Source organism: Pseudonocardia oceani, from assembly GCF_019263585.2.
GTDB lineage: Bacteria > Actinomycetota > Actinomycetes > Mycobacteriales > Pseudonocardiaceae > Pseudonocardia > Pseudonocardia oceani.
Map to the genome: position 1 here is coordinate 371,217 of NZ_JADQDF010000001.1, position 20,582 is coordinate 391,798.

Sequence of the window (20,582 nt, forward strand, 5' to 3'; positions counted from 1 at the left end):
CGCTCCTAGAAAGTGAACTGCAGGCCGTTGGTGGGTGACTGCGGGACCGGCGGCACCACCGGCTTCGGCTCGTACGGGAACGGGTCCTTGTGGTTGATCGGGAAGTACTCCGGCGTGATGCCGGTGGCCCGCCGGTAGGCGTTGGCGACCGCCGCGCCGGTGGAGGCCACGCCGGCCTCGCCGATCCCGCCGGGCTCGGGGAAACCGGAGTCCACGATGTGGATGTTCATCTCGATCGGGGTGTTCCACTGCCGGGTGTAGAAGTAGTTGTCCCAGCTGGCCTCGACGAAGTAACCGTCGGTGAGATGCAGGCTGGAGGTCAGCACGTTGGCGATCGCGTCGTTGATGCCACCCATCATCTGGGCCTCGACGCCGCGCGGGTTGATGACCAGGCCGGGGTCGATCGCGAAGGTCACCTTCGTGACGCGGGGGCCGGTGACGCCCTCGCGGATCGGCCGGTTCACCGTCCCCGGGCGGCAGTCGATCTCCACCAGGCAGGCCGACACGCCCTTGTACTCGAAGTGGAAACCGAGGCCCTGGGCGGTGCCCTCGGGCATCGACTTCCCCCAGTCGCCCTCCTCGGCGACCTTGTCGAGCACCGCGCGGGCCCGGTCGGACTTGAGGAACTCCCGGCGGAACTCGTAGGGGTCCTTGCCCATCTGCTCGGCGATCCGGTCGACCATCAGCTCGCGGGCGGCGGTGACGTCGGGCGAGTAGATGTTGCGGGTGGACTGCGTGTTGAACCGCAGGTCGACCTCGTTGAGCAACCGGGTGCTCACCCCGAAGTTGTAGTGCGTCACCTGCGTCAGCTCGAAGATGGACTGGGACAGCGTGTAGTTCGCGGCCGGCAGCTTGAACACCGCCGCGGTCAGCGGCTCGCCCAGACCCGGGTTGGTCTCGGTCGCCACGCTGGCGTGACGCTGCTCGAAGCTGACCACCGTGTCCCCGGCGATGACGGCGCGCACGCGCGATGTGCACAGCGGGTGCACGCGACCGACGCGCGCGTCGTCGGCGCGGTGCCACATCAGCTTGACGGGCTTGCCAATCTTCTGCGAGATCTCCGCGGCCTCGAGCGCAGCGTCGAAGAACAGCTTGCGGCCGAACGAGCCGCCGCCCTCGATGACATGGAAGGTGACCGCGCTCGTCGGCAGGCCGAGGATCTTGGCGATCTCGGCCTGCGCGGCGATCGGGTTCTTCGCCGGGCCCCAGATCTCGGCCCTCCCGTCACGCACGTCGGCGATGGCGGAGTTGGTCTCCAGGGACGCGCCGCTGCGGAAGTAGAACGTGTGCTCGCTCTCCAGGCTCTCGCCCACCACCCCGGCCGGGACGACCAGCGGCAGCTCGGCCGCCTTGATCTCGGCGAGCACCGAGTCGTCGTTCGCGCCCTCGGCGGTCCCGGGGCCCCACCGGGCCCGCAACACCTGGATCGCGTCGATGCACTGGCCGAAGGTCAACGCACGGACCGCGATGCCCGTGCTGACCACCTCGACGTCGGTGACGCCCGGCATCCGCCGGACCTCGTCGACGTTGTCCACGGACTCGACCGTGCCGTTGAGCGTGGGTGCCCGGCAGACCATTGTGGGCAGCGCGTCGGGGACGTCCAGGTCGGTGACGAACTTCTTCGCACCGGTCACCATCGCGAGCTGGTCGGACTTGTTGCGCGGCTTCCCGACGACCGTGAACTCCTCGCGCGGCTTGAGGAGGACCTCCACCTCCTCGGTCACGTCGGCGCTCGCGACCTCGGCCAGGTCACCGATCGGGATCACCGCCCCGACGGTGCTGGTGATCAGGCCCGCGCGACTGGTCAGCAGGCCGACCTCCTGCTCCAGCTGGGCCGCCGCCGCGTCGAGCAGCCGCTTGTTGGCGATCGCGGCCGCCACGCGGATCGGGGTGTAGGTGGTGAACGTGGTGCTCGACCCGGCGGTGATCTGGTTGAACAGCAACTCCGGGCGGGCATCGGCCAGGGTGACGATCACCTGGTCGGGATCGAGTCCCATCTCCTCGGCGATGATCATCTGGGTGGACGTGATGATGCCCTGCCCGTTGTCCGAGCGGGGGAGCTCGAAAGAGACCGTGCTGTCGCGGTTGACCGTGATGCGGATCAGATTCGCCGTCGCGCGGGATGTCTCGCGCAGGAGATCGAGCAGGTCGTAGGCCTCCGGAACCTGCGGGGGCGACACGAGCGGGCTCGCGACTGCGGTCGGGCCCAGCCCGAGCGACTGGCGCCCCATTTCCGCGGCCACCACCAGCGTCGGGGCAGCGATGACGAAACCGAGGAACTTCCGTCGGCTGACGTCGACGCGCGGCCGAGCAGGTCGCGGTGTAGCGGCAGTGCGGTGGTGGGCCATCCGGGAGGTCCTCTTCCTGGCAGACGACGGGCTGGAGCCGGCCCGGTGGGAGCCGGGCGGTGAGCGGTGAGCGGGCACTGTCCTGGTCCCGGGTACGGCGACCCGAGGCACAAGCACTTTGTACGGAGCTAACGATTAACCGGACCAGAAGGTTCGCCCCGCTGTCGACACGGCGCCGTTGCCCTACGAGCCGCAGCTCTCCGTCGCCGAGCGCCTGCACGAGGACCCGGGTCTTCCACGCTGAGGCGCTGGGCCGGCCGATACCGCGAATCGGCGGTTCCTCTCACGACCGCCACCGACCCGTCGCTCACCTGCGGTCGTAACGGCAGCCTGGTGCGCCCGTCACCTGGACCGACGGGGGATCCGCGCAAAGACACCCCTGCCGCCTGGTCCTGGACGCGATCTTCTACCTGGTGATCGGCGGGATCGCCTGGGCGGCGCTCCCGCACGACTTCCCGCCCGCAAAGACCATCTACGGCCTCTACCTCCTCTGGGTCGAGACCGGGGCCTGGCTCCCCATCCACGACGCCTTGCGCGACCTGGTCGTCGCCTACACGAGGGCCGCGACCCCGCCCCGGCCGCTGCGATCAGCGGCTCCCAGAGCCTTCTCGGCGCTGACATGTCACGGCGCCTCGCCCGCACCGGCGACTGGTGACCGAGTTCCGAGTCGCACTCCTGGCGATGGACGCGGTCGGCACCGGCCCGGGTGTGGCTGTCAACGAGCCCGCCCGCGGTGACGGCATCGGGTTCGTGCCGTCCTCCCGGGGCGCGTGGCGTGCCCTGGACGAGGGAATCGGCGCCAGGGCTGGCCCCGGGGGGGCTGGTCAGGGCGCCAGCCGCTGTGCCAGCGCAGCCAGCCTTTCGACGCCCTCGCACTCCAGGGCGGGCAGCGCGGCGGCCTCGCGGCGCACCGCCGCGAGGCGGTCGGAGGCCGGGGCCCCGCCCACGGCAGCCGAAGCGGTTCGCGACCACGTGTCGGCGAGCCGCCGGTACACCGCGGCCGCCGCGAACACGGCCGGATCGTGGACCCAGCCGCCGAGATCGGTCAGGAACTCCGCCTGCAGCCGCCGGAACAGCCCGCCGCCGGTTCCCGCCTTCTCCACGAACACCTGCAGGCTGAACAGCGCACGATCCAGCGCGTCCCCCGGGAACTGCTCGGCCCAGAGGTCGAGGTCGGCCACGAACGCAGCGACCCCGGCGGTCCCGGCGACCGCCGTCGCACCCATCGCCGCGGCCGGGTCCGACATGCCGTGCACCGCCTCGGCACACGCCCTCGCCGCCGCCGCCCGCAGGTCCGGGAGCGCGTCGGGGAAGCCGAGCCGGAAGCAGGTGTGCCGGGTGGGCACCGGGAAGCCGACGGCCGAGCGGGCCCGCGCCAGGTCGTCGCGGCCGATCGTCTGCGGCTCGGCCCGGTCGTTGTCCACCACGACAACCGTGCCCGCGTCGTCGTCGTAGCCGATCACGACGATGTCGTGGCGACTCATCCGCATCTTCACCCGCAGGTAGGGCAGCTCGGCCATCTCCGCCCAGCACAGGACCGGGCGGCCCGCATCGAGCTCGTCGCGCACCCACTCCCAGCCCAGCACCGGATCGTCGGTCGAGCGCAGCTCCTGGGCGATGCCGAGGTTGGCGCTGAACTGCTCGGTCAGCGCGGCGCCGCGCCCGACGAGGTAGATCGGGGTTCCGAGGCCGGGGCCACGGAGGTAGCTGAAGCTCAGGCTGCCGCCGAGCCCGAACACCGCGCCCTCGCCCATCGGCGCGTCGCCGTAGCTCAGGCCGGCCCAGTCGAGCAGGTCACGCAGCGAGCCGGACCCGCAGTGCCCGCCGATCCGGTGCGGGTACCCGGCGACCATCGAGCCGCCCATCAGGCACCCCGGGCGATCGTGCCGGGCACCGACGGGCCGGGCGGGCTCGTGTCCGACACCGTCGTGTCGGGTCGTGCGACGCGGAACCTGCTGACCGCGTCGGCCCCGTCGGCCGAGCCGAACCGTTCGAAGTGCGCGAGGTCCACCGTGACGAACACGGCGTGCGCGGAGAAACGCACCGCACCGTCGGCTGCGCGCCCCTCGGCCGCCATCGTCAACCGGCGGCCGTCCTGACTCACGAGCCGACCCGTCAGCCGGTGCGGCTCCCCCACCGGCACCGGTGCCAGGTACTCCACCTGGAGGCTGCGGGTCACGGCCGGCTGCCGCAGCACGTAGAGCAGGAACGCCACCAGGTCGTCGCAGGCCGACGCCAGCACCCCGCCGTGCACGACACCGTGGGCGCCGGCGTGCTTCGGCGCGAAGGACACGTCGGCCAGCACCTCGTCGCCGACGCGGTAGACCTGCAGCGCGACCCCGGCCGGGTTGTCCGGGCCGCAGCCGAAGCAGCGGTCCCCGTGCGGGTCGAGCAGGACCGCGTCCGCTGGCCGCGGAGGAAGCTCCGTCATCGGTGGACCCTTCGTTGCGGTGTGTCCGTCTTCTTGACAGCGGCGGGCCGTCTGTCAGGCTGCCATCATGGCACAGCGACAGCACCGGTTCCCGGGTGTCACGCGCCACCTGCTGCGCGAGGCCGCGATCGACGCCACCGCCGAGGTCGCCGACCGATCCGGCTGGGAGTCGCTGCGGATGGGCGACGTGGCGGCCGCGGTCGGCATCAGCCGGCAGACCCTCTACGCGGAGTTCGGCTCGAAACCCGCACTGATCCGCGCGGTCGTGCTCCGCCGGACCGACCGGCTCCTCGGTGCGCTGTCCGCCGTCCTCGCGGACGCGGGCGGCGACGAGCAGGAGGCGGTCCGCACCTGCTGCCGGTTCGTGCTGAACGCGGCCCGGGAGGACCCGATGGTCACCTGTCTGCTCACCGGGGCGGAGAGCGGCCTGCTCGACCTGGTCACCACCGACTCGGCCCCGATCATCGACCGGGCCACCGCGGCCCTCACCGGCCACGTCCTGCGACGCCGTCCCTCCGCGGACCCGCGCCGGGTGGCGGTGGCCGCCGACGCACTGGCCCGGCTGCTGGTCAGCCACGTGGTGCTGCCCGACCGCGACGTGGACACCGTGGCCGATGAGATCGCCGAACTCGTCGGGCCCTACCTCCGAGAGGTCCTCTCGACCGGGTGACCCGCATGCTCCTGTCTCCCGGGCCGCGCGGTGTCGACCCGATGACGTTGGACGCGCCGCGCCGGGGACCGACGGGCCGGTCGGCGGAGATCGCCGACCCGCCCGCGGGTTGTGCCCCGGCTGCTATCGGCTCAGCACGTCGGCGAGGCGCCACCGCCCGTCCACCAGCTCGGCGGTGACGACCAGCCGGGCGCCACTGGCGGCTCCCTCGGGCAGCTCGAGGTTGCGGATCGTCTGGTCCACGAACACCAGCACCTCCGCGCGACTCCCCCGCAGGCTCTGCACGGCCGACTCCCGCACCGTGGCGGTGACCGTCGCCTGCTGGGCCGGAGCCAGCTCCCGCACGGTGACGAACTCCTCACGGAACCGGTCGGCGAAGGCGCCGACGACGGAGTCCTGCGCGGCGCGCTCGTCGGCGTCGAGCGAGTCGAACGCGTAGCCGTAGGTCCGCTCGACGGCCGCGTTGACGTCGCCGAGCAGCCGGGCGGTGCTCTCCTGGTCGACCAGCGCGGTGTTCGCGGCCGGGCCGCGCAGCTCGTCCGCCTGGGCCGCCATCGCCGCCGCAGCACCGAGGCCGAGCAGGCCGACCACGGTCGCGACGACGGTGGTGCGCACCGGCCTCGCCATCAGGCCCCGCCACACTTGGACCGCCTGCGCGCGCGCCCGCTCGCCGCGCACCGCCGTGCCCCTCGGTCGGCCCGGGCCGCCGCTGGGCGGGGGGTCCTCGGGGACGGCGGGAGGGTCGCCGGGGGCCCGGTCCTCCGGCTTGGCGGCGGCCGAGGTCTCCGGAGCGGTCCCCGACTCCGCCGGAACCGGCGCAGCTGCGGTGTCGGGGACAGGCGCGCTCGTCGCAGCAGGACCTGCGGCGGCACCGGGCCGGCGGCCGCGGGTCACGGGTTGAGCCCGATCACGCGCACGCCGCTGGCCTTCCAGCCCTCGTCGGTGCGGGTCATGACGATCTCCAGTCGTTGCCGGTTGGTCACCGGCTCCCCGTCGGGCGGGGTGGTGAGGATGTCGGTGGACACCAGGACCGTGGCGGTGCCGCCGGCGAGGTCGAGAGTCGCGACGGCGGAGTCCAACGGGCGGGCCTCCGTACTCCGCCGTCCTCGTCGAAACGCTCGGAGCGCCCCTGGACCACGGTCAGCCGCCGCGGGCGGTGCGCCGCCGCGGCGACGATCCCGATCACCGCGGAGCCGACGAGCGCCACCCCGGCGAGCACGAGCACCGACCCGATCACGGACCCGACGTCGTCGCGACCGATGCTCACCACGCCCGTCCAGAGCAGCAGCGCACCGAGCCCGAGGACGCACCCCGAGCGCAGGACGAGCCCGAACACCGACCGCTTCGGCCACTCCGCGGGCCAGCGCACCCCGGCCACGGCTTCGGACATCGCGCCTCCGGCGTTCGGATGTCGACACCGTATCGGAACCGGTCGAGTGCCGGATCGGGTCCGGCCTCGTTCAGAGCGTGCGCGAGATGATCTCCTTCATGATCTCGTTGGTCCCACCGTAGATCTTCTGCACCCGCTGGTCGGTCCACGCACGGGCGATCCGGTACTCGCTCATGTAGCCGTAGCCGCCGTGCAGCTGCACGCATTCGTCGATCACGCGCATCGCGCGCTCGCTGGTCCACCACTTGAGCATCGCGACCGTCGGGATGTCGAGCTCCCCGGCGAGGTGCTTGGCGATGCAGTCGTCGAGGAACACCCGGCACACCCGGGCCTCCGTCGCGGCCTCGGCCAGGGTGAAGCGGGTGTTCTGGAACGAGAAGACCTCTCGGCCGAACGCCGAGCGATCCTTGGTGTAGCGGACGGTCTCCCGCACGGCCATCTCCATCGCGGCCACCGAGGTGATCCCGATGAGCAGCCGCTCCTGGGGAAGCTGCTGCATCAGCTGGACGAAGCCCTGGCCCTCGGTACCGCCGAGCAGGTTCCCGACCGGAACGCGGACGTCGTCGAAGAACAGCTCGGCGGTGTCCTGGCCCTTGAGCCCGACCTTGTCCAGGATCCGCCCGCGGCGGAAGCCGGCGCGGTTCGCCTCCACGACGAGCAACGAGATCCCCTGCGCACCCGCCGCGGGATCGGTCTTGGCCACCACGAGGACCACGTCGGCCTGGCCCCCGTTGGTGATGAACGTCTTCGCCCCGTTGACCACGTAGTCGTCGCCCTCGCGGACCGCCTTCGTCTGCACGTTCTGGAGATCGGATCCGGTGCCCGGCTCGGTCATCGCGATGGCGCCGACCCACTCGCCGCTGGCCATCTTCGGGAGCCAGTCGAGCTTCTGCTGCTCGGTCCCGTAGGCGAGCAGGTAGTGCGCCACGATCGCGTTGTGCAGGGCCACTCCCCAGCAGCTGTCCCCGCAGGCGGCTTGTTCCTCGATCAGCACGGTCTCGTGCGCGAAGTTGCCGCCCCCTCCGCCGTACTCCTCGGGGATCGACAGGCACAGCAGGCCGACCTCCCCCGCCTTGTTCCACAGCTCGCGGTCGACCTGCTTCTGCTCCATCCAGCGGTCCTGATGGGGTGCGAGCTCCTTCTCGCAGAACGTGCGGGCCATGTCGCGGAAGTCGTCGAGGTCGGTGTTCATCCACGGGGATCGGGTGGCGCTCATGGTTCCTCCGGAAAGGGGGATGGATCGGACGTCAGGCCGGACGGCCCGGCGCGACGGGAAGGTGGGCGAGACCGCGGAACGACAGGCCGGGTCGCCAGGTCTCCGGGCCGGCGGCGGCCAGCTCGGGGAACCGGGCCAGCAGGCGGGGGAACAGCTCGACCGCCTCCAGCCGGGCCAACGGTGCACCCAGGCAGAAGTGCAGGCCGCCGCCGAGCGAGAGGGGCGCGGCCTGACGGCGGGTGATGTCCAGGGAGTCCGGATCGGTGTAGACCTCCGGGTCACGGTTGCCGGCGCCGAGCAGCATCAGGACGACCTGGCCTGCCGCGACCTCGATGTCGGCGACCACGGTGTCGACCAACGCCGTCCGGCCGTCGGTCTGCACCGGGGCGTCGAACCGCAGCAGTTCCTCCACGGCGGATCCGGCCAGGCCGGGACGCTCACGCAGCAGGTCGGCCTGCCCCGGCGCCGCGAGCAATGCCGTCAGCCCGTTGCCGATCAGGTTCGTCGTGGTCTCGAAGCCCGCCGCGAACAGGAGGATCGCGGTTCCGACGCACTCGTCGTCGTCGAGCTGGTCCTCGCCGCGCGCGGTGGCGAGCCGGCTGAGCAGGTCGTCGCCCGGACGTCGTCGCTTCTCGACGAGCAGGTCGCCGACATAGGCGGCGAGCTGGTCCTCGGCACGGACCGCGGCCTCCACCGCATCGACGTCGGCGCTGGGCTCCAGCGGGGCGACCAGGTCCCGCACCCACGGCGCGGCGACCGCGAGGTCGACGTCCGGGACACCCAGCAGGTCGCCGATCACCCCGACCGGCAACGGCAGGGCGAGTTCGGTGACGACGTCGACCACGTCGCGACCGGCGAACCCGTCGAGCAGCGCGGCGATCCGCCGCACGACCGCTGGACGCAGCGCCTCGACGTGCCGGGGGGTGAACACCGACGACACCAGCCGCCGCAGTCGTGTGTGGTCGGGCGGGTTGCGGAACAGCATGGTCCGGCGGAACCGGCGCAGGGCCTGCCGACGCAGGTCCTCGGGAACGGCGGCGAGCTGGAAGCCCAGCGACTCGTCCACCTTGCCCAGCGCGCGGTCGCGCAGCGCCGCCTCGCAGTCGCGGTACCCGCTGAGCACGAGCAGGCCGGCGGCGGTCCGCAGGCGCGGTGCCTGTTCGCGCAGGCGCCGGTACCCGGCGTACGGGCCGGGGGCCCCGTGGTCGGTGAGCAGTACCTCCACGAGCACCTGCTCCGCGTCCGGGTCGGCCCCCGCGAGCCCCTGTGCGATCACGCGGTGAGCCGGGTCAGGCGCAACGGGAGCCCGTCGGCCGGCACGGGCAGCGACGTGTTGTCCCAGCGGGGCCGGTACCCCGGCTCGACGCTCCACCGATGGGTCCGCAGCATCTCGTGCAGGATCGCGGTGACCTCCAGGGTGCCGAACGCCATCCCGATGCACTTGTGCACGCCGCCCCCGAACGGGATCCAGGCGTCGCGATGCGACCGGTCCTCGTGGCGGGGCTCGGCGAATCGGTCCGGGTCGAAGGTGTCGGGGTCGGTCCAGCAGCCGGGGTCGAAATGGTTGACCGCGCCGGCGACCACGACCAGCGTGCCCCGGGGGATGTGGTGGCCCAGCAGGGCGGTGTCCGCAACCGTGCGGCGCATGACGACCGGGACGGGGGCGACGAGCCGCAGCGACTCCTTGACCACCAGGTCGAGCGAGCGCAGGGTCCTCAACGCGGCCATGTCCAGTGGTGCGTCTCCATGGGCGAGTGACTCCTCGCGCGCCCGTTCCTGCCACTGCGGGTTCGCCGCGAGGTAGTACGCCGCGGCGGCGCAGGTGATCGTGGAGGTGTCGTGCGCCGCCATCATCAGGAAGATCATGTGATTGATGACGTCGGCGTCGCTGAAGGCCTCCCCGTCCGGGGTACGGGCCTCACACAGCGCGGAGAACAGGTCCTGCCCCGGTTTCGCGCGCTTGGCCGGCAGGTTCTGCGCGAAGTAGTCCTCCAGGACCGCCCGGCCACGCAGTCCCGCGCGCCAGCGGGTGCCGGGCACGTTCCACTTCACCAGCGCGCTCGCCGCGCGCACGCAGTCGACGAACGCCCGATTGATCCGCTCGGTCTCCGGCCCCGTGCGCTCGTCCATGAAGACCCTGGTCGCGACGTCGAGGGTCAGGCGCTTGAGCTCGGGGTAGATCCGGACCGGCCGGTCAGTGGGCCAGGTCGGCACGGTGTCGCGGGCGCACGGGACCGTCTGGTCGAGGTAGCCGGCGAGCCGGTCGGCCGTGAAGGCCTGCTGCATGACGCGGCGGTGGGCGCGGTGCTCGTCGAAGTCGAGCAGCATCAGACCGCGCCCGAAGAACCGGTCGATCAGGTAGCGCCACCCGTCCTGGGAATAGGCCTTGTCCGCGTTGGCCAGCACCGCCCTGGTGGCGTCCGGGCCGGCGGCCATCACCACGCGTTCGCCCAGAAAGCCGGCCCAGGACACCGGCCCATAGCGGGCGTGCCGGGCACGGGTGAAGTCGCTTCCGTACCGGATGTACTCGAGCGTGCGCCCGAGCACCGGCAACCCCTGATCACCCGGAACGGCCGCCAGGCCGGGCGGCGCGGTCGCGAGATCGACCGGGCGACCCCGGACCGCACCGCGCAGCAGCGCGGCATCGGCGGAAGCCGGCAGCGGCGCCAGGAACACCGTGGACAACCGCTCACGAGCCGTTCGGACCATCTGCGCAACCATGAGCACCTCCCGAGGAATGAATGACACCAAATTAGACACGGATGGCCAATGTGTCCAGTGTCTTGACTCAGCAGGCTCTGGCGTCGAAACTTCGTGCATGGTCACCCGTTCCCTCGCCGAGCGGACCCACCGACTCATGCGTGACGAGGCCCTCGACGTCGCCGCTCGTCTCCTCGTCACGGGTGGGTGGCGGGGCCTGCGTTTGCAGGACGTCGCCGACCGGGTCGGGATCAGCCGGCAGACCCTCTACAACGAGTTCTCCAGCAAACAGGGCCTGGCCGGAGCCCTGGTCCTCCGGCTGACCGAGCAGTTCCTCGACAGTGTGGAAGTGGCCCTCGGCGGCGAGCGGGATCTCTACACGGCCTGGGCCGCGGCCGTACGGATGACCGTCCGCCGGGCCGGCGACGATCCGCTGCTCCGCGCCATCCTGACCGGCCACGGCAGCGAGGAGCTCCTCCCCCTGCTCACCACGCAGAGCGAGCCGGTCGTGCAGGCGGCGCGCGACCGGGCGAGTGCCTTCCTGCTGCGACGCTGGCCCGATCTGGACCCGCGCGACGTCGCCACCGCGTCCGAGGTGGCCACCCGGCTCGCCATCAGCCATGTCGTCACCCCCCTGCACGACGCGTCGACGGTGGCCGAGCAGATCGCGACCGTGGTGACACGCTTCCTCGGCCAGGATCCGGAGCCCTGCCCGGCCGCGTGAGTTCTGGGGACTCCATCCGCCGGTTCACCTCGTCCAGCGCGGCGGGAGGCGTGCGGTCGCGGCCCCCGATGGCAGCCCCGAGCGCGGCGGAGACGGAATTCCCGGGCCCGGCGGGCCGGAGCGCGTCAACGCCTGCCGCGGCCCAGCGCCCACGCCCCGCCGACCGCCGCGACGAGGAGGGCCCGGTCACGGCGCCGGGAGCGCATGTCGGCGCGGTCCTCCTGCAGCGAGCCCCGGCGGTGGGCATCGCCGATCCGGAAGGTCAGGTCCTTGTCGACGACGTCGGCGAGGAACGTGCGGGCGGCGTGCGGGACCTCGGTCGCGGCGAGCAGGGTCTCGACCCCGGTGCGGATCGCCAGGTTCGGCGACAGGTAGTCGCGCGTCATCGCGAACAGGATGTCGTTGAGCTCGTCCTGGAACACGTCGACCATGGACAGGTGCGGCGCGAGGTAGCGCACGCAGCCGTCGAGGTTGGCGAACGACTTGGTGATCAGGGCGATCATCGGGCTGGTCGCCACGCCGCGGGCGGTCGCGAAGCGCAGCACGTTGGTCAGGGAGACGCCGAGGTTGAGGTTCGCCATCGACGCCCCGACCACGGTGGGGAGATAGCGGGTGACGTCGCTGGCGAAACCGGGCAGGTCGGCCCACGTGGTCGCGCGGCCGAGCTCGAGCCAGGAGCGGGCGAACCCGGCGCCGTCGTTGAGCGCCATGTTCAGCAGCAGCAGCGCCAGCGCGACCGACGTGCGGGTGTCGACCTTGCCGACCATGCCCCAGTCGATGATGTAGGCCGGGGAGCCGGGCTGGACGAAGACGTTGCCGGGATGCGGGTCGGCGTGGAACACGCGGTCGACGAAGAAGCTGCGGTAGGACCACGCCAGCAGCTGGCGGCCGATCTCGTCGCGCTCGTCGTCGGCGAACCGGTCGCGGTTGACGTCGCGGATGGACCCGCCCGAGGCCACCGTCTGCACCAGCACCTGCGGGGTGTCGTGCACGACCTCGGGGATGCGCAGCCGGTCGAACCGCGCCACGGTCGGCCGGCCGAGCTCCATGTTCTCGGCCTCGATCCGGAAGTCCAGCTCCGGGCGCATCGCGGTGAAGATGACCTCGAGGATGGCCTCCAGGTCGATCACCTCGTTGAACCGCGCGGTGCGCTTGGCCAGCATCCGCACGGCGCGCTGCAGCACGACCATGTCGTCCCGCATCGCCTCGCGGACGGCGGGCCGCTGGATCTTGAGGACCACGTCCTCACCGTTGCGCAGCGTGGCCTTGTACACCTGCGCGAGGGAGGCCGCGCCGAGCGGCCGGTCCTGCTTGATCTCGGCGAACATCTCGCGCCAGGCCGGACCGAGGTTGGCCTCGAGGACCGGCTCGAAGTCGGCGAAGGGCCGCACGGTGACCTGCTCGTGCAGGTTCTGGAACTCCTCGATCATGGCCGGCGGGCAGAGGTCGGGCCGGGTCGAGAGCGTCTGGCCGACCTTGATGTAGAGCGGCCCGAGGTCCTCCAGCGCGGCGCGCACGGCCCGCGCGCGGCGCCGCGAGCCGTCGACGTTGCCCCTGCCGCCGCGCCGGATGCCGACCGAGCCGGCCACCTCGCCCGCCACGAGGCCGGCGAGCACCCGCGCCACCAGGCGGACGCGGTCGCGGGTGGCCATCAGGACCGCCGGTGTGGTGCACCGGAGCGTCCGAGCAGTGCCCGCTCCGCCTGGTAGGAGCGTTCGGCCTGCCCCACGACGCCGTCCAGGACGAGGTCGACGTGGTCGAGAAGGATCTGCCGGAGCAGGAAGTGCAGACGGGCGATCATGGCGTGCTCGCAGGTGATCGCGCCCCGGTAGCCGACGCGCACCGCGCCGGCGCCCACGTCGGTCAGGCTCAGCGCTCCCTCGTAGCCGAGAACCAGCTTCGGCGCGGTGAGCTGCACGGCCACCTCCCGTCCCGGGACCACCGGGGTGACCGCGGCGCTCCCGGGGACCTTCCACTGCACCGGACCGACCTTGAGCCGCGCGTCGAAGGCGGCGGTGAGATCCGCGGAGTCGGTCTCGTAGGCGATGACCTCGGGGATGCAGTCGAGGTAGCCGTGCACGACGCTCACCAGCGGCCAGACCCGCTCCGCCGGGATGGCGAACGACCGCGTCTCGTCGGCCTCAATGCGCATCGTGTTCCGTCCCGTTCCAGTCGTCGGATCGATCGCGCCGGTCACCCGGCGCCTTCCTGGCCCGCCGCTCGACCCGCCGGCCCGGGCTGCCGGCTCCCGGTCGGGCGTCGCGGGACGGCAGGCCGCTGCCGAGCACGGCGGGCAGCAGCGCCGTGACGGCGTCGCGCAGAGTACCCAGACCCTGGGCGAGGGCGCCCGAGGCCTGCTGCCGCGCCTGGTGGCGCAGCAGGTCGGCCAGCACCAGACGCGTGCAGTCGGTGCCGCTGTCGTGCGCGACCGCGGTGAACGTGCCGCCGGACCGGACGTGGTCGGCCACGCGGTCGAAGTCGACCGCGTGCCGCCCGTCGAGGTCGTAGAGCCCGGCCGCCTCGTCACGCCGCAGCCGCAGGGGCGGGCACTCCATCGTGGTCCTCCTACGGAACGGCGGTGGGCCGCCGGAGCGGCCCACCGCCGGTGGGTGCAGCGATCAGCGGGCGGCCGTGGTGGCCGGCTTCGCCTTGGCCAGGGCGTCGACCTTGGCGCTGAGCTCCGCGAGCGAGACCTGGAGCCGGGCCAGGTCGGCGTCGGTGTGGTCGTCGTCCTCGTTGGACACGGCCTTCGAGACACCGGTGCGGACGTCGGACTCGACGTCGCGGCCACGGTCGATGAGGTCGTCGACGAGGTCCTTGCTGTTGTCGACGACGTCCTGCAGGAACTTGGTCAGGGAGTTGGAGCGCCGAGCCATGTGATCTCCTTCATCGGGTCGTGCCGGCGGCAGGATGCCGTCGGCTCCCCGGCCGCTGCGGCCGGAAGTCGTTGCGCGGGTTCAGACCGCGGCGGGTGAGGTGGCGGGAAGGGCGTCGCTGGAGTGGCCGGGGGCGAGGGACGCGTCGGGGTCGAGGGCGACCGCGGCGTTGTTGACCGCCGTGGCGACCTCCCCGAACCCGACGGAGATCAGCTTCACCTTGCCGGGGTAGGTGGTGACGTCACCGGCGGCGTAGATCCCGTCCAGGTTGGTGCGCATGGCGGTGTCGACGCGGATGGACCGGCCGTCCAGCTCCAGTCCCCAGTCCTTGATCGGCCCGAGGTTCATCAGGAAGCCCAGTGCCGCGACCACGACCTGGGCCGGGAGCACCTCCGGCTCCTCGCCCTTCGCCTGGACCTCGATCCCGTCGACGGCGCCGTTGCCCCGTACCGCGTTCACCGTGGCGTCGAGGATCAACCGGCAGGCGCTGTCGCGCAGCAGCTGCACGGAGTGCTCGTGCGCGCGGAACTGCAGGCGGCGGTGTACCAGGGTGACCGAGGTGGCACGTGGCAGGGCCGCGAGCGCCCAGTCCACCGCCGAGTCACCGCCCCCCACGACTACGACGTCCTTGCCGTCGAGAACGTCGAGCTGCGGCACGAAGTAGCGCAGCCCGCGGTCGAGGAAGTCCTCGGCCGAGCACGGCAGCGGCCGGGGGGTCACCGCGCCCACCCCGCTGGTGATTACGACCGCACCGGCGTGGATCCGCCGTCCGGTGGCCGTGCGGACCGTCCACCGCTGCCCGGAGCGCTCCAGCTCCACCGCCTGCTCACCCAGGACGTAGGTCGGGTCGAACTGTGCGGCCTGGCTGGCCAGGCCGTCGACGAGCTGTTGGCCCCGCACGGCCGGCAGGCCCGCGACGTCGTAGATGTTCTTCTCGGGGTAGATCGCGCTGACCTGTCCGCCGAGCTGCGGTTGGGCGTCGAGGACGGCGGTGCGGAGCCCGCGGAAGCCCGCGTAGTAGGCGCCGTACAGGCCGGCCGGACCGGCCCCGATCAGCAGCAGGTCGACGTCGATGTCGTCGGGCACGGACCTCAGTCCTCGTCCTTCTCGAACCCGGCGACGAAGCTGGTGTCGGTCAGCACGTCGACGTTCGAGGAGCCGCCGGGCGATCCCACCTCGTCGAACATGGCCTTTGCGGACTCCTGGAACGGCTTCCACTCCGCCGTGACCTTCTGCGCCGGGACGATCGCCTCGACCGGGCACACCGGTTCGCAGGCGGCGCAGTCGATGCATTCCGTGGGGTGGATGTACAGCATCCGGCCACCCTCGTAGATGCAGTCGACCGGGCACTCCTCGATGCACGACTTGTCCATGACGTCGACGCATGACGGGCCGATCACGAATGCCACGGGAACTCCTCAGATGTAGGTGGGACGGCGCCGGGCGCGCCGTATCGACTGCGCCCGGCGCCGACGCCGTCAGGCGTTCGCGCCGACCAGCGCGGCCTTGATCTCGCGCTCGTCCGAGTCGCCGAAGTGGTCCTCCATCTCCATCGGCGAGTAGTCCTCGTCGATCTCGTACACGTCGCGGCCGCGCGCGCTCTCGATGGACTCCATCCGCCGGTTCACCTTGTCCAGCGCGTAGTCGCTCATCTCGTCGATGGAGATGCCGAACGGGGTCGGCTTGCCCTCCAGCTCGAACTGGTCGAAGAGGGCGACGATGAGCTGCAGCGCGGGCGGCAGGAGCTCCTGCATCCGCTCGTCGACGACGTCCCAGTTCTTGTCGTTCGCCGCGACGTGACGGCGGCAGGTGAACGTGCCCCATGCCATGTGGCGCCGCTCGTCGTCGCCGATGAGCTTCACCAGGCGCTGCATGCCGGGGAGGATGTCGCGGCTCGCACACACCTTGGCCCAGGCGTAGTAGCCGGTGAGCGCGAGTGTGCCCTCGACGACGTGGTTGTAGGTGACCGAGGCCCGGACCTGGTTGGCCGGGGTCGGGTCCGTCATCAGGGCGTACATCGACTTCGGCAGTTCCTGCTTGAAGATCGTGTCGTAGGCGGGGCTGTACTCGACATGGCTGTGCAGGTCCGCACTGAGGCCGACCGCGTCGAACCACAGCCGGAAGGCCTGCATGTGCTTGGCCTCCTCGAAGATGAACTGCGTGACATACGCCTCGTCGGCCAGCCGGCCCTCGGCCGCCATCGCGTGCGCGAACGGCTGCATGTCCTGCGTCACCGACTCCTCACCGGCCATGAACTGCGAGGCCAGGACCAGCGTCATCCGCTGCTCGTCCTCGGTCATCGCCTCGAAGTCGGCCCTGTCCTGCGAGAAGTCGATGTCCTCGGGGTTCCAGAACTTCTTGTTGCCCTTGCGGAACAGGCGCATCGGGAACGACTCCATGCGGAGACCGTCGTGGGACAGGCTGCCCCAGCCGTTGCGCTTGTTGTGCTCGATGATCCGGTCGATGGCCATGTCCGGTCTCCTTCAGGTCGTAGCGGTGGGGTCGGTTCGCGCTGCTGTCAGTAACGGATGAGGCCGCGGATGTTGAGCCCGGCCCGCATGTCGTCGTAGCCCTGGTTGATCTCCTCGAGGCGGTACTCACGGGTGATCAGCTCGTCGAGCTTGAGCTGTCCGTTGTTGTAGAGCTCAAGAAGCCGAGGGATGTCGTGCTGGGCGTTGGACGAGCCGTAGAGCGCGCCCTTGATGGTCTTCTCGTAGAGGGTCATCTCCAGCAGTGAAGCGGTGATCGTCGTCTCCTCCGGGTGACCGATCGCCGTGATGACCACGCGACCGCGCTTGCCCACCAGGGCGAGCGCCGGGCCGGTCTCGGCCCCTTCGGCCACCCCCGTCGTCACGATGCAGGCGTCGGCGAGCTGACCGCGGGTCAGGCCGCTCACGATCTCCCACGCGGAGTCGGCGGACTCGGCGACGTGCGTGGCACCGAACTCGACGGCCCGCTGGCGCTTGTACTCCACCGGGTCGACGGCGACGATGTAGCGGGCACCCGCGATGCGCGCACCCTGGATGGCGTTCATGCCGATGCCGCCCGCGCCGAGCACCACGACGGTGTCGCCGGCGCGCACCTCGGCGGAGCGCACCGCGCTCCCGTAGCCGGTGGTGACGCCGCACCCGATGAGCGCGGCCTTGTCCAGCGAGGTGCCCTGGTCGACCTTGACGACGGAGGCGACCGGCACGACGGTGTACTCGGAGAATGTGCCGAGCAGGCACATCTGCCCGATGTCCTCGCCGCGGGCGTGGAAGCGATAGCCCCCGTCGAGCTGCGGACCCATCATCACCGCGCCACCGAGGTCGCACAGGTTGGTCATCCCGCGGGCGCAGTAGGAGCAGCGCCCGCAGGACGGCAGGAAAGTGAGGACGACCGAATCGTCGACCTGAAGATCCTCGACCCCGGTCCCCAGCTCGACGATCGTGCCGGCGCCCTCGTGCCCACCCACGACGGGCAGCGGGAACGGGAGGTCGCCGGTCACGAGATGCTCGTCGGAGTGACACAGGCCGCTCGCGGTCAGCTTGACCAGGACCTCACCGGGACCCGGCGGATCGAGGTCGATCTCCTCGACCTCCCACTTCTGGCCCAGGCCCCAGAGCACTGCTGCCTTGGTCTTCATTGACTACTCCTCATCATCGAGATGCTGTGCACAGCGTCACAACGATCTTCCGCTGCGTCACCGGGCCGGCCGCGCCAACGGTGGCCCGGGTGGGCCACCGGGGGACGCGCCGGCGGCAGCGCACGGACCACGCGGGCCGCTACGATCCTCGTCATGTCATCGTCCGGCGGGCCCGTCCCGCCCCGCTCGCGCGGCGCCATGCGGATCCCCGGCACCCTCTGGTTCGCCGCCGTCGCGTGGATCGGGCTCGCTCTCGTCGAGCTCTACGCCGCAGCCGACTCGCTCGCTGTCAACCGTCTCGACTCGGAGGCCGACCGCGTCGCCACGCAGCTGGGCCCCGACGCCGTGAGCGGTCCGCCCGCCGTCGCCTCGACCGCGGTGATCTCGATCCTGGCCGCGGTGTCGACCGTGGTGCTGGCCGCGGCGCTGCTGTCCGGCCGTGGGTGGCCCCGGTTCGTCCTCGTCGGGCTCGGGCTGTTCGTCGCGGTGGTCTTCGCCGCAGGCGGAACCTGGCATGCCGTCGCGGCATTCGTCCTGGTGACGCTCGGCGCGTTCGCGATGGTCCTGCCGAGCGCGCACCGCTTTCTCGCCGTGCCGGATGCTCGCTGACCGCGACACCCCGCGATCCGGGCCTGACGACCTGATCGTCATCGCGGTCCGGATCGGCGTGGTCGTGTCCCTGGGCGCGCTGGCCGTGCTGACCGATCCGTCAACCCGCGCCCCGCTGGCCGTGGTGTTCGCCCTGGTCGCCGTCGCCGCCGGCTACGCGCTGCTGCTCGCCGTCGCCCGGCTGGTCCGCGGGAGCGGGCCGAGCCCGATCGCGGTGTCGGGTACCGACGCCGTCCTCGCGCTGCTGGCCGTCGCATTGACCGGAGGCGTGGTGAGCCTCGCGGTCGCGATCCTCCCCCTCGTGGTCATCGCCAACAGCCTTCGCAGCGAGAACCGCCGTGGCGAGCTGTTCGCGTTGCTCGTGGGAGGCGCGTACCTCGGAGCCTGCGTCCTCGGCAGCCCGTCCACCACGACGGTCGCTGCGCAGATCTCCGCAGGGCTGTGGTGGACCTTCTACCTGGCGGCGGTGGCCACCCTGACCGGGGTGTTCGTGCGGCGACTCGACCGGCAGTACCGCGTGGTGGCCGAATCCCGCGCAGAGGTGATCGCCGAGCACCAGGCCCTCGTCGAGGAACGGGACCTGCGCAGCAGGCTGCTCGACTCCCAGCAGGCACGGCTCGACGGTCTGCGCGTGATCCTGCACGAGTTCCGCGCGCCGGTGTCCGCGCTGACCGCCCTCGCCCGGGCCGCCACCCGGTCGGCACCCGATCCGATGCTGGATCTGATCACCGCGAATGCCGAGCATCTCCAGGACATGCTCGACGGGCTCGCCGAGGTGGCGGTGACAGAGGGTGGGGCGGTCGGCAGGGTCCGTGAACGGCCCGTCCGCCTTCATGACCTCGCCCTGTCCGCTCTCGCCGGCACCGGGCTGCCCGAGGAACGCCGCTCGGTCATCGTCAGCCCGACCGATGCGATGGTGCGGTGCGACCCGCAGCGGCTGCACCGCATGGTCGGCAACCTGGCCGAGAACGCCGCCCGGTACAGCGGAGGCGAACCGGTCGAGGTGTACCTCGCTCGGGAGCGCAACGACCTGGTCGTCGAGGTCCGCGACCGTGGGCCCGGCCTCTCGGCGGAGCAGCTCGGCCAGGTCACCCAGAAGTACGTGAGCCTCGGGGACAAGCGTGGCACTGCGGGCCTGGGGTTGTGGATCGTCAGCGAGCTGACGACGTCGATGGGCGGGACACTGACCCTGTCCGCACGCTCTGGCGGCGGGCTTATCGCCCGCCTCGTTCTGCCCGTCCAGGTGTGGTGACGAGCGGCGGTCGCCGGTTCAGCTCTACCAGGCCTGTCACGGATACTTCTCGGGCAGCAGACCCTCGCGGACCGCCCGCACGACGGTCTCCGCGCGGGTCGCCGTGCCGAACTTGCGCATCACCCGCGAGAGGTACTCCTTTACCGTGTGGGACGACAGGTGCAGTTCCTCCCCGATCTGCCGGTTGGTCAGGCCGTCGGCGACCAGCGACACGATCGAAAGCTCGTGCTCGGTGAACCGGCAGTTCGGGTCACCACCTAGCACCGCCTGCGCCAGCCGAGAGTCGATCACGAGATGGCCCTCGGCGACCCGCCGCAGACCCGCGGACAACTCGCCGCACGAGGAGTCCTTGAGGAAGAAGCCCTTCACCCCGGCCTGCACCGCGGCCACCGCCGCGACCCGATCCTCGAAGCTGGTCAGCATCGCGACCCGGACGTCCGGGCGCAGCCGGACCACGTCCTCGACCAGGCCGATCCCGGAGCGGCCGCCCAGCCGGAGATCGACGACGACCAGGTCGAGCCGGGTGTGGGCGGCCATCCCCCGGGCCAGGAACTCCACGGCGCCGTCGGCGTCGAGGAACGCGCCCACGACGTCGATGGCGTCCCGGGCCAGCGCCCGCTGCAGCCCCTCCAGCACCAACTCGTGGTCGTCCACCAGTACGGCGGTGAGCCGACCCTCCTCGAAGTGCATCCGTGCGGGGTCCGTCGCCTGCCGCTGCCCCGGTCTGATCACCGCCGCCTC

21 protein-coding genes and 1 pseudogene are annotated in these 20,582 nt (G+C 71.5%); 5 read left to right on the forward strand and 17 right to left on the reverse strand.

Features of this window, described 5'->3' with window-relative positions:
- Positions 1-5: 5 nt before the first annotated feature.
- Positions 6-2,348, reverse strand: a complete 2,343-nt coding sequence (locus I4I82_RS01795; RefSeq protein WP_218588672.1) for a molybdopterin cofactor-binding domain-containing protein — start codon at positions 2,346-2,348, stop codon at positions 6-8.
- 365 nt (positions 2,349-2,713) lie between these two features.
- Here I4I82_RS01795 and I4I82_RS34830 point away from each other — a divergent pair.
- A pseudogene (locus I4I82_RS34830) lies at positions 2,714-3,085 on the forward strand (transposase); the annotation flags it as partial.
- An 87-nt stretch (positions 3,086-3,172) separates the two neighbouring features.
- Here the strand turns inward: I4I82_RS34830 and I4I82_RS01805 are convergent.
- Both I4I82_RS01805 and I4I82_RS01810 read right to left on the reverse strand, forming a co-directional pair.
- Positions 3,173-4,213 carry a BtrH N-terminal domain-containing protein gene (locus I4I82_RS01805; protein WP_218595006.1) on the reverse strand — a complete coding sequence of 347 codons (1,041 nt, stop codon included), beginning with the start codon at positions 4,211-4,213 and terminating at the stop codon, positions 3,173-3,175.
- Positions 4,213-4,779, reverse strand: coding sequence for a PaaI family thioesterase (locus I4I82_RS01810; protein ID WP_218588682.1), 567 nt, complete (start codon positions 4,777-4,779; stop codon positions 4,213-4,215). The genes I4I82_RS01805 and I4I82_RS01810 overlap by 1 nt, the downstream gene beginning before the upstream one ends.
- 67 nt (positions 4,780-4,846) lie before the next feature.
- Here I4I82_RS01810 and I4I82_RS01815 point away from each other — a divergent pair, with 67 nt between their 5' ends.
- A complete protein-coding gene (locus I4I82_RS01815) occupies positions 4,847-5,449 on the forward strand; it encodes a TetR/AcrR family transcriptional regulator (protein ID WP_218588681.1) in 603 nt (200 codons plus the stop codon).
- A gap of 123 nt (positions 5,450-5,572) precedes the next feature.
- Here I4I82_RS01815 and I4I82_RS01820 read toward each other — a convergent pair whose 3' ends face one another.
- The 5 genes from I4I82_RS01820 to I4I82_RS01840 all read right to left on the reverse strand — a co-directional run bounded on the left by I4I82_RS01820 (position 5,573) and on the right by I4I82_RS01840 (position 10,776).
- The gene (locus I4I82_RS01820; RefSeq protein WP_218595007.1) at positions 5,573-6,064 is read right to left on the reverse strand and encodes a hypothetical protein; all 492 of its coding nucleotides are present in this window, start codon (positions 6,062-6,064) and stop codon (positions 5,573-5,575) included.
- A gap of 275 nt (positions 6,065-6,339) precedes the next feature.
- Positions 6,340-6,528, reverse strand: coding sequence for a nuclear transport factor 2 family protein (locus I4I82_RS01825; protein WP_218589335.1), 189 nt, complete (start codon positions 6,526-6,528; stop codon positions 6,340-6,342).
- 381 nt (positions 6,529-6,909) lie between these two features.
- Positions 6,910-8,055 (reverse strand): acyl-CoA dehydrogenase family protein, encoded by a 1,146-nt coding sequence (locus I4I82_RS01830; RefSeq protein ID WP_225920471.1) that lies wholly within the window; start codon positions 8,053-8,055, stop codon positions 6,910-6,912.
- Between the two features lie 31 nt (positions 8,056-8,086).
- A complete protein-coding gene (locus I4I82_RS01835) occupies positions 8,087-9,331 on the reverse strand; it encodes a cytochrome P450 (protein WP_218589334.1) in 1,245 nt (414 codons plus the stop codon).
- Positions 9,328-10,776, reverse strand: coding sequence for a cytochrome P450 (locus I4I82_RS01840; protein WP_372481293.1), 1,449 nt, complete (start codon positions 10,774-10,776; stop codon positions 9,328-9,330). The genes I4I82_RS01835 and I4I82_RS01840 overlap by 4 nt, the downstream gene beginning before the upstream one ends.
- A gap of 97 nt (positions 10,777-10,873) precedes the next feature.
- On the opposite strand from I4I82_RS01840, the gene I4I82_RS01845 reads away from it, so the two are divergent.
- Entirely contained in the window at positions 10,874-11,479 is a 606-nt protein-coding gene (locus I4I82_RS01845) for a TetR/AcrR family transcriptional regulator (protein ID WP_218595008.1), read from the forward strand.
- A gap of 125 nt (positions 11,480-11,604) precedes the next feature.
- Here the strand turns inward: I4I82_RS01845 and I4I82_RS01850 are convergent, their stop codons facing one another.
- The 8 genes from I4I82_RS01850 to I4I82_RS01885 all read right to left on the reverse strand — a co-directional run bounded on the left by I4I82_RS01850 (position 11,605) and on the right by I4I82_RS01885 (position 17,980).
- Positions 11,605-13,131 carry an ABC1 kinase family protein gene (locus I4I82_RS01850; protein ID WP_218589331.1) on the reverse strand — a complete coding sequence of 509 codons (1,527 nt, stop codon included), beginning with the start codon at positions 13,129-13,131 and terminating at the stop codon, positions 11,605-11,607.
- Positions 13,131-13,631, reverse strand: coding sequence for an SRPBCC family protein (locus I4I82_RS01855; protein ID WP_218589330.1), 501 nt, complete (start codon positions 13,629-13,631; stop codon positions 13,131-13,133). Before I4I82_RS01855 ends, I4I82_RS01850 begins: the two co-directional genes overlap by 1 nt.
- Positions 13,621-14,034, reverse strand: a complete 414-nt coding sequence (locus I4I82_RS01860; protein WP_218589329.1) for a hypothetical protein — start codon at positions 14,032-14,034, stop codon at positions 13,621-13,623. The genes I4I82_RS01855 and I4I82_RS01860 overlap by 11 nt, the downstream gene beginning before the upstream one ends.
- A 63-nt stretch (positions 14,035-14,097) precedes the next feature.
- A complete protein-coding gene (locus I4I82_RS01865) occupies positions 14,098-14,355 on the reverse strand; it encodes a hypothetical protein (RefSeq protein WP_218589328.1) in 258 nt (85 codons plus the stop codon).
- Between the two features lie 81 nt (positions 14,356-14,436).
- A complete protein-coding gene (locus I4I82_RS01870; RefSeq protein ID WP_218589327.1) occupies positions 14,437-15,441 on the reverse strand; it encodes an NAD(P)/FAD-dependent oxidoreductase in 1,005 nt (334 codons plus the stop codon).
- 5 nt (positions 15,442-15,446) lie between these two features.
- Positions 15,447-15,764: a ferredoxin gene (gene fdxA, locus I4I82_RS01875; protein ID WP_185716994.1), complete on the reverse strand. Its 318-nt coding sequence runs from the start codon at positions 15,762-15,764 to the stop codon at positions 15,447-15,449.
- Positions 15,765-15,833: 69 nt separating this feature from the next.
- Positions 15,834-16,826, reverse strand: a complete 993-nt coding sequence (locus tag I4I82_RS01880; RefSeq protein ID WP_218589326.1) for a R2-like ligand-binding oxidase — start codon at positions 16,824-16,826, stop codon at positions 15,834-15,836.
- 47 nt (positions 16,827-16,873) lie between these two features.
- Positions 16,874-17,980, reverse strand: coding sequence for an NDMA-dependent alcohol dehydrogenase (locus I4I82_RS01885; RefSeq protein WP_218589325.1), 1,107 nt, complete (start codon positions 17,978-17,980; stop codon positions 16,874-16,876).
- Between the two features lie 153 nt (positions 17,981-18,133).
- Here I4I82_RS01885 and I4I82_RS01890 point away from each other — a divergent pair, with 153 nt between their 5' ends.
- Together I4I82_RS01890 and I4I82_RS01895 are read left to right on the forward strand one after the other, a co-directional pair.
- Entirely contained in the window at positions 18,134-18,589 is a 456-nt protein-coding gene (locus I4I82_RS01890) for a hypothetical protein (RefSeq protein ID WP_218589324.1), read from the forward strand.
- Positions 18,579-19,841, forward strand: coding sequence for a sensor histidine kinase (locus I4I82_RS01895; protein ID WP_218589323.1), 1,263 nt, complete (start codon positions 18,579-18,581; stop codon positions 19,839-19,841). The genes I4I82_RS01890 and I4I82_RS01895 overlap by 11 nt, the downstream gene beginning before the upstream one ends.
- Positions 19,842-19,877: 36 nt before the next feature.
- On the opposite strand, the gene I4I82_RS01900 is transcribed toward I4I82_RS01895, so the two are convergent.
- Positions 19,878-20,573, reverse strand: a complete 696-nt coding sequence (locus I4I82_RS01900) for a response regulator transcription factor (protein WP_218595009.1) — start codon at positions 20,571-20,573, stop codon at positions 19,878-19,880.
- Between the last annotated feature and the right edge of the window lie 9 nt (positions 20,574-20,582).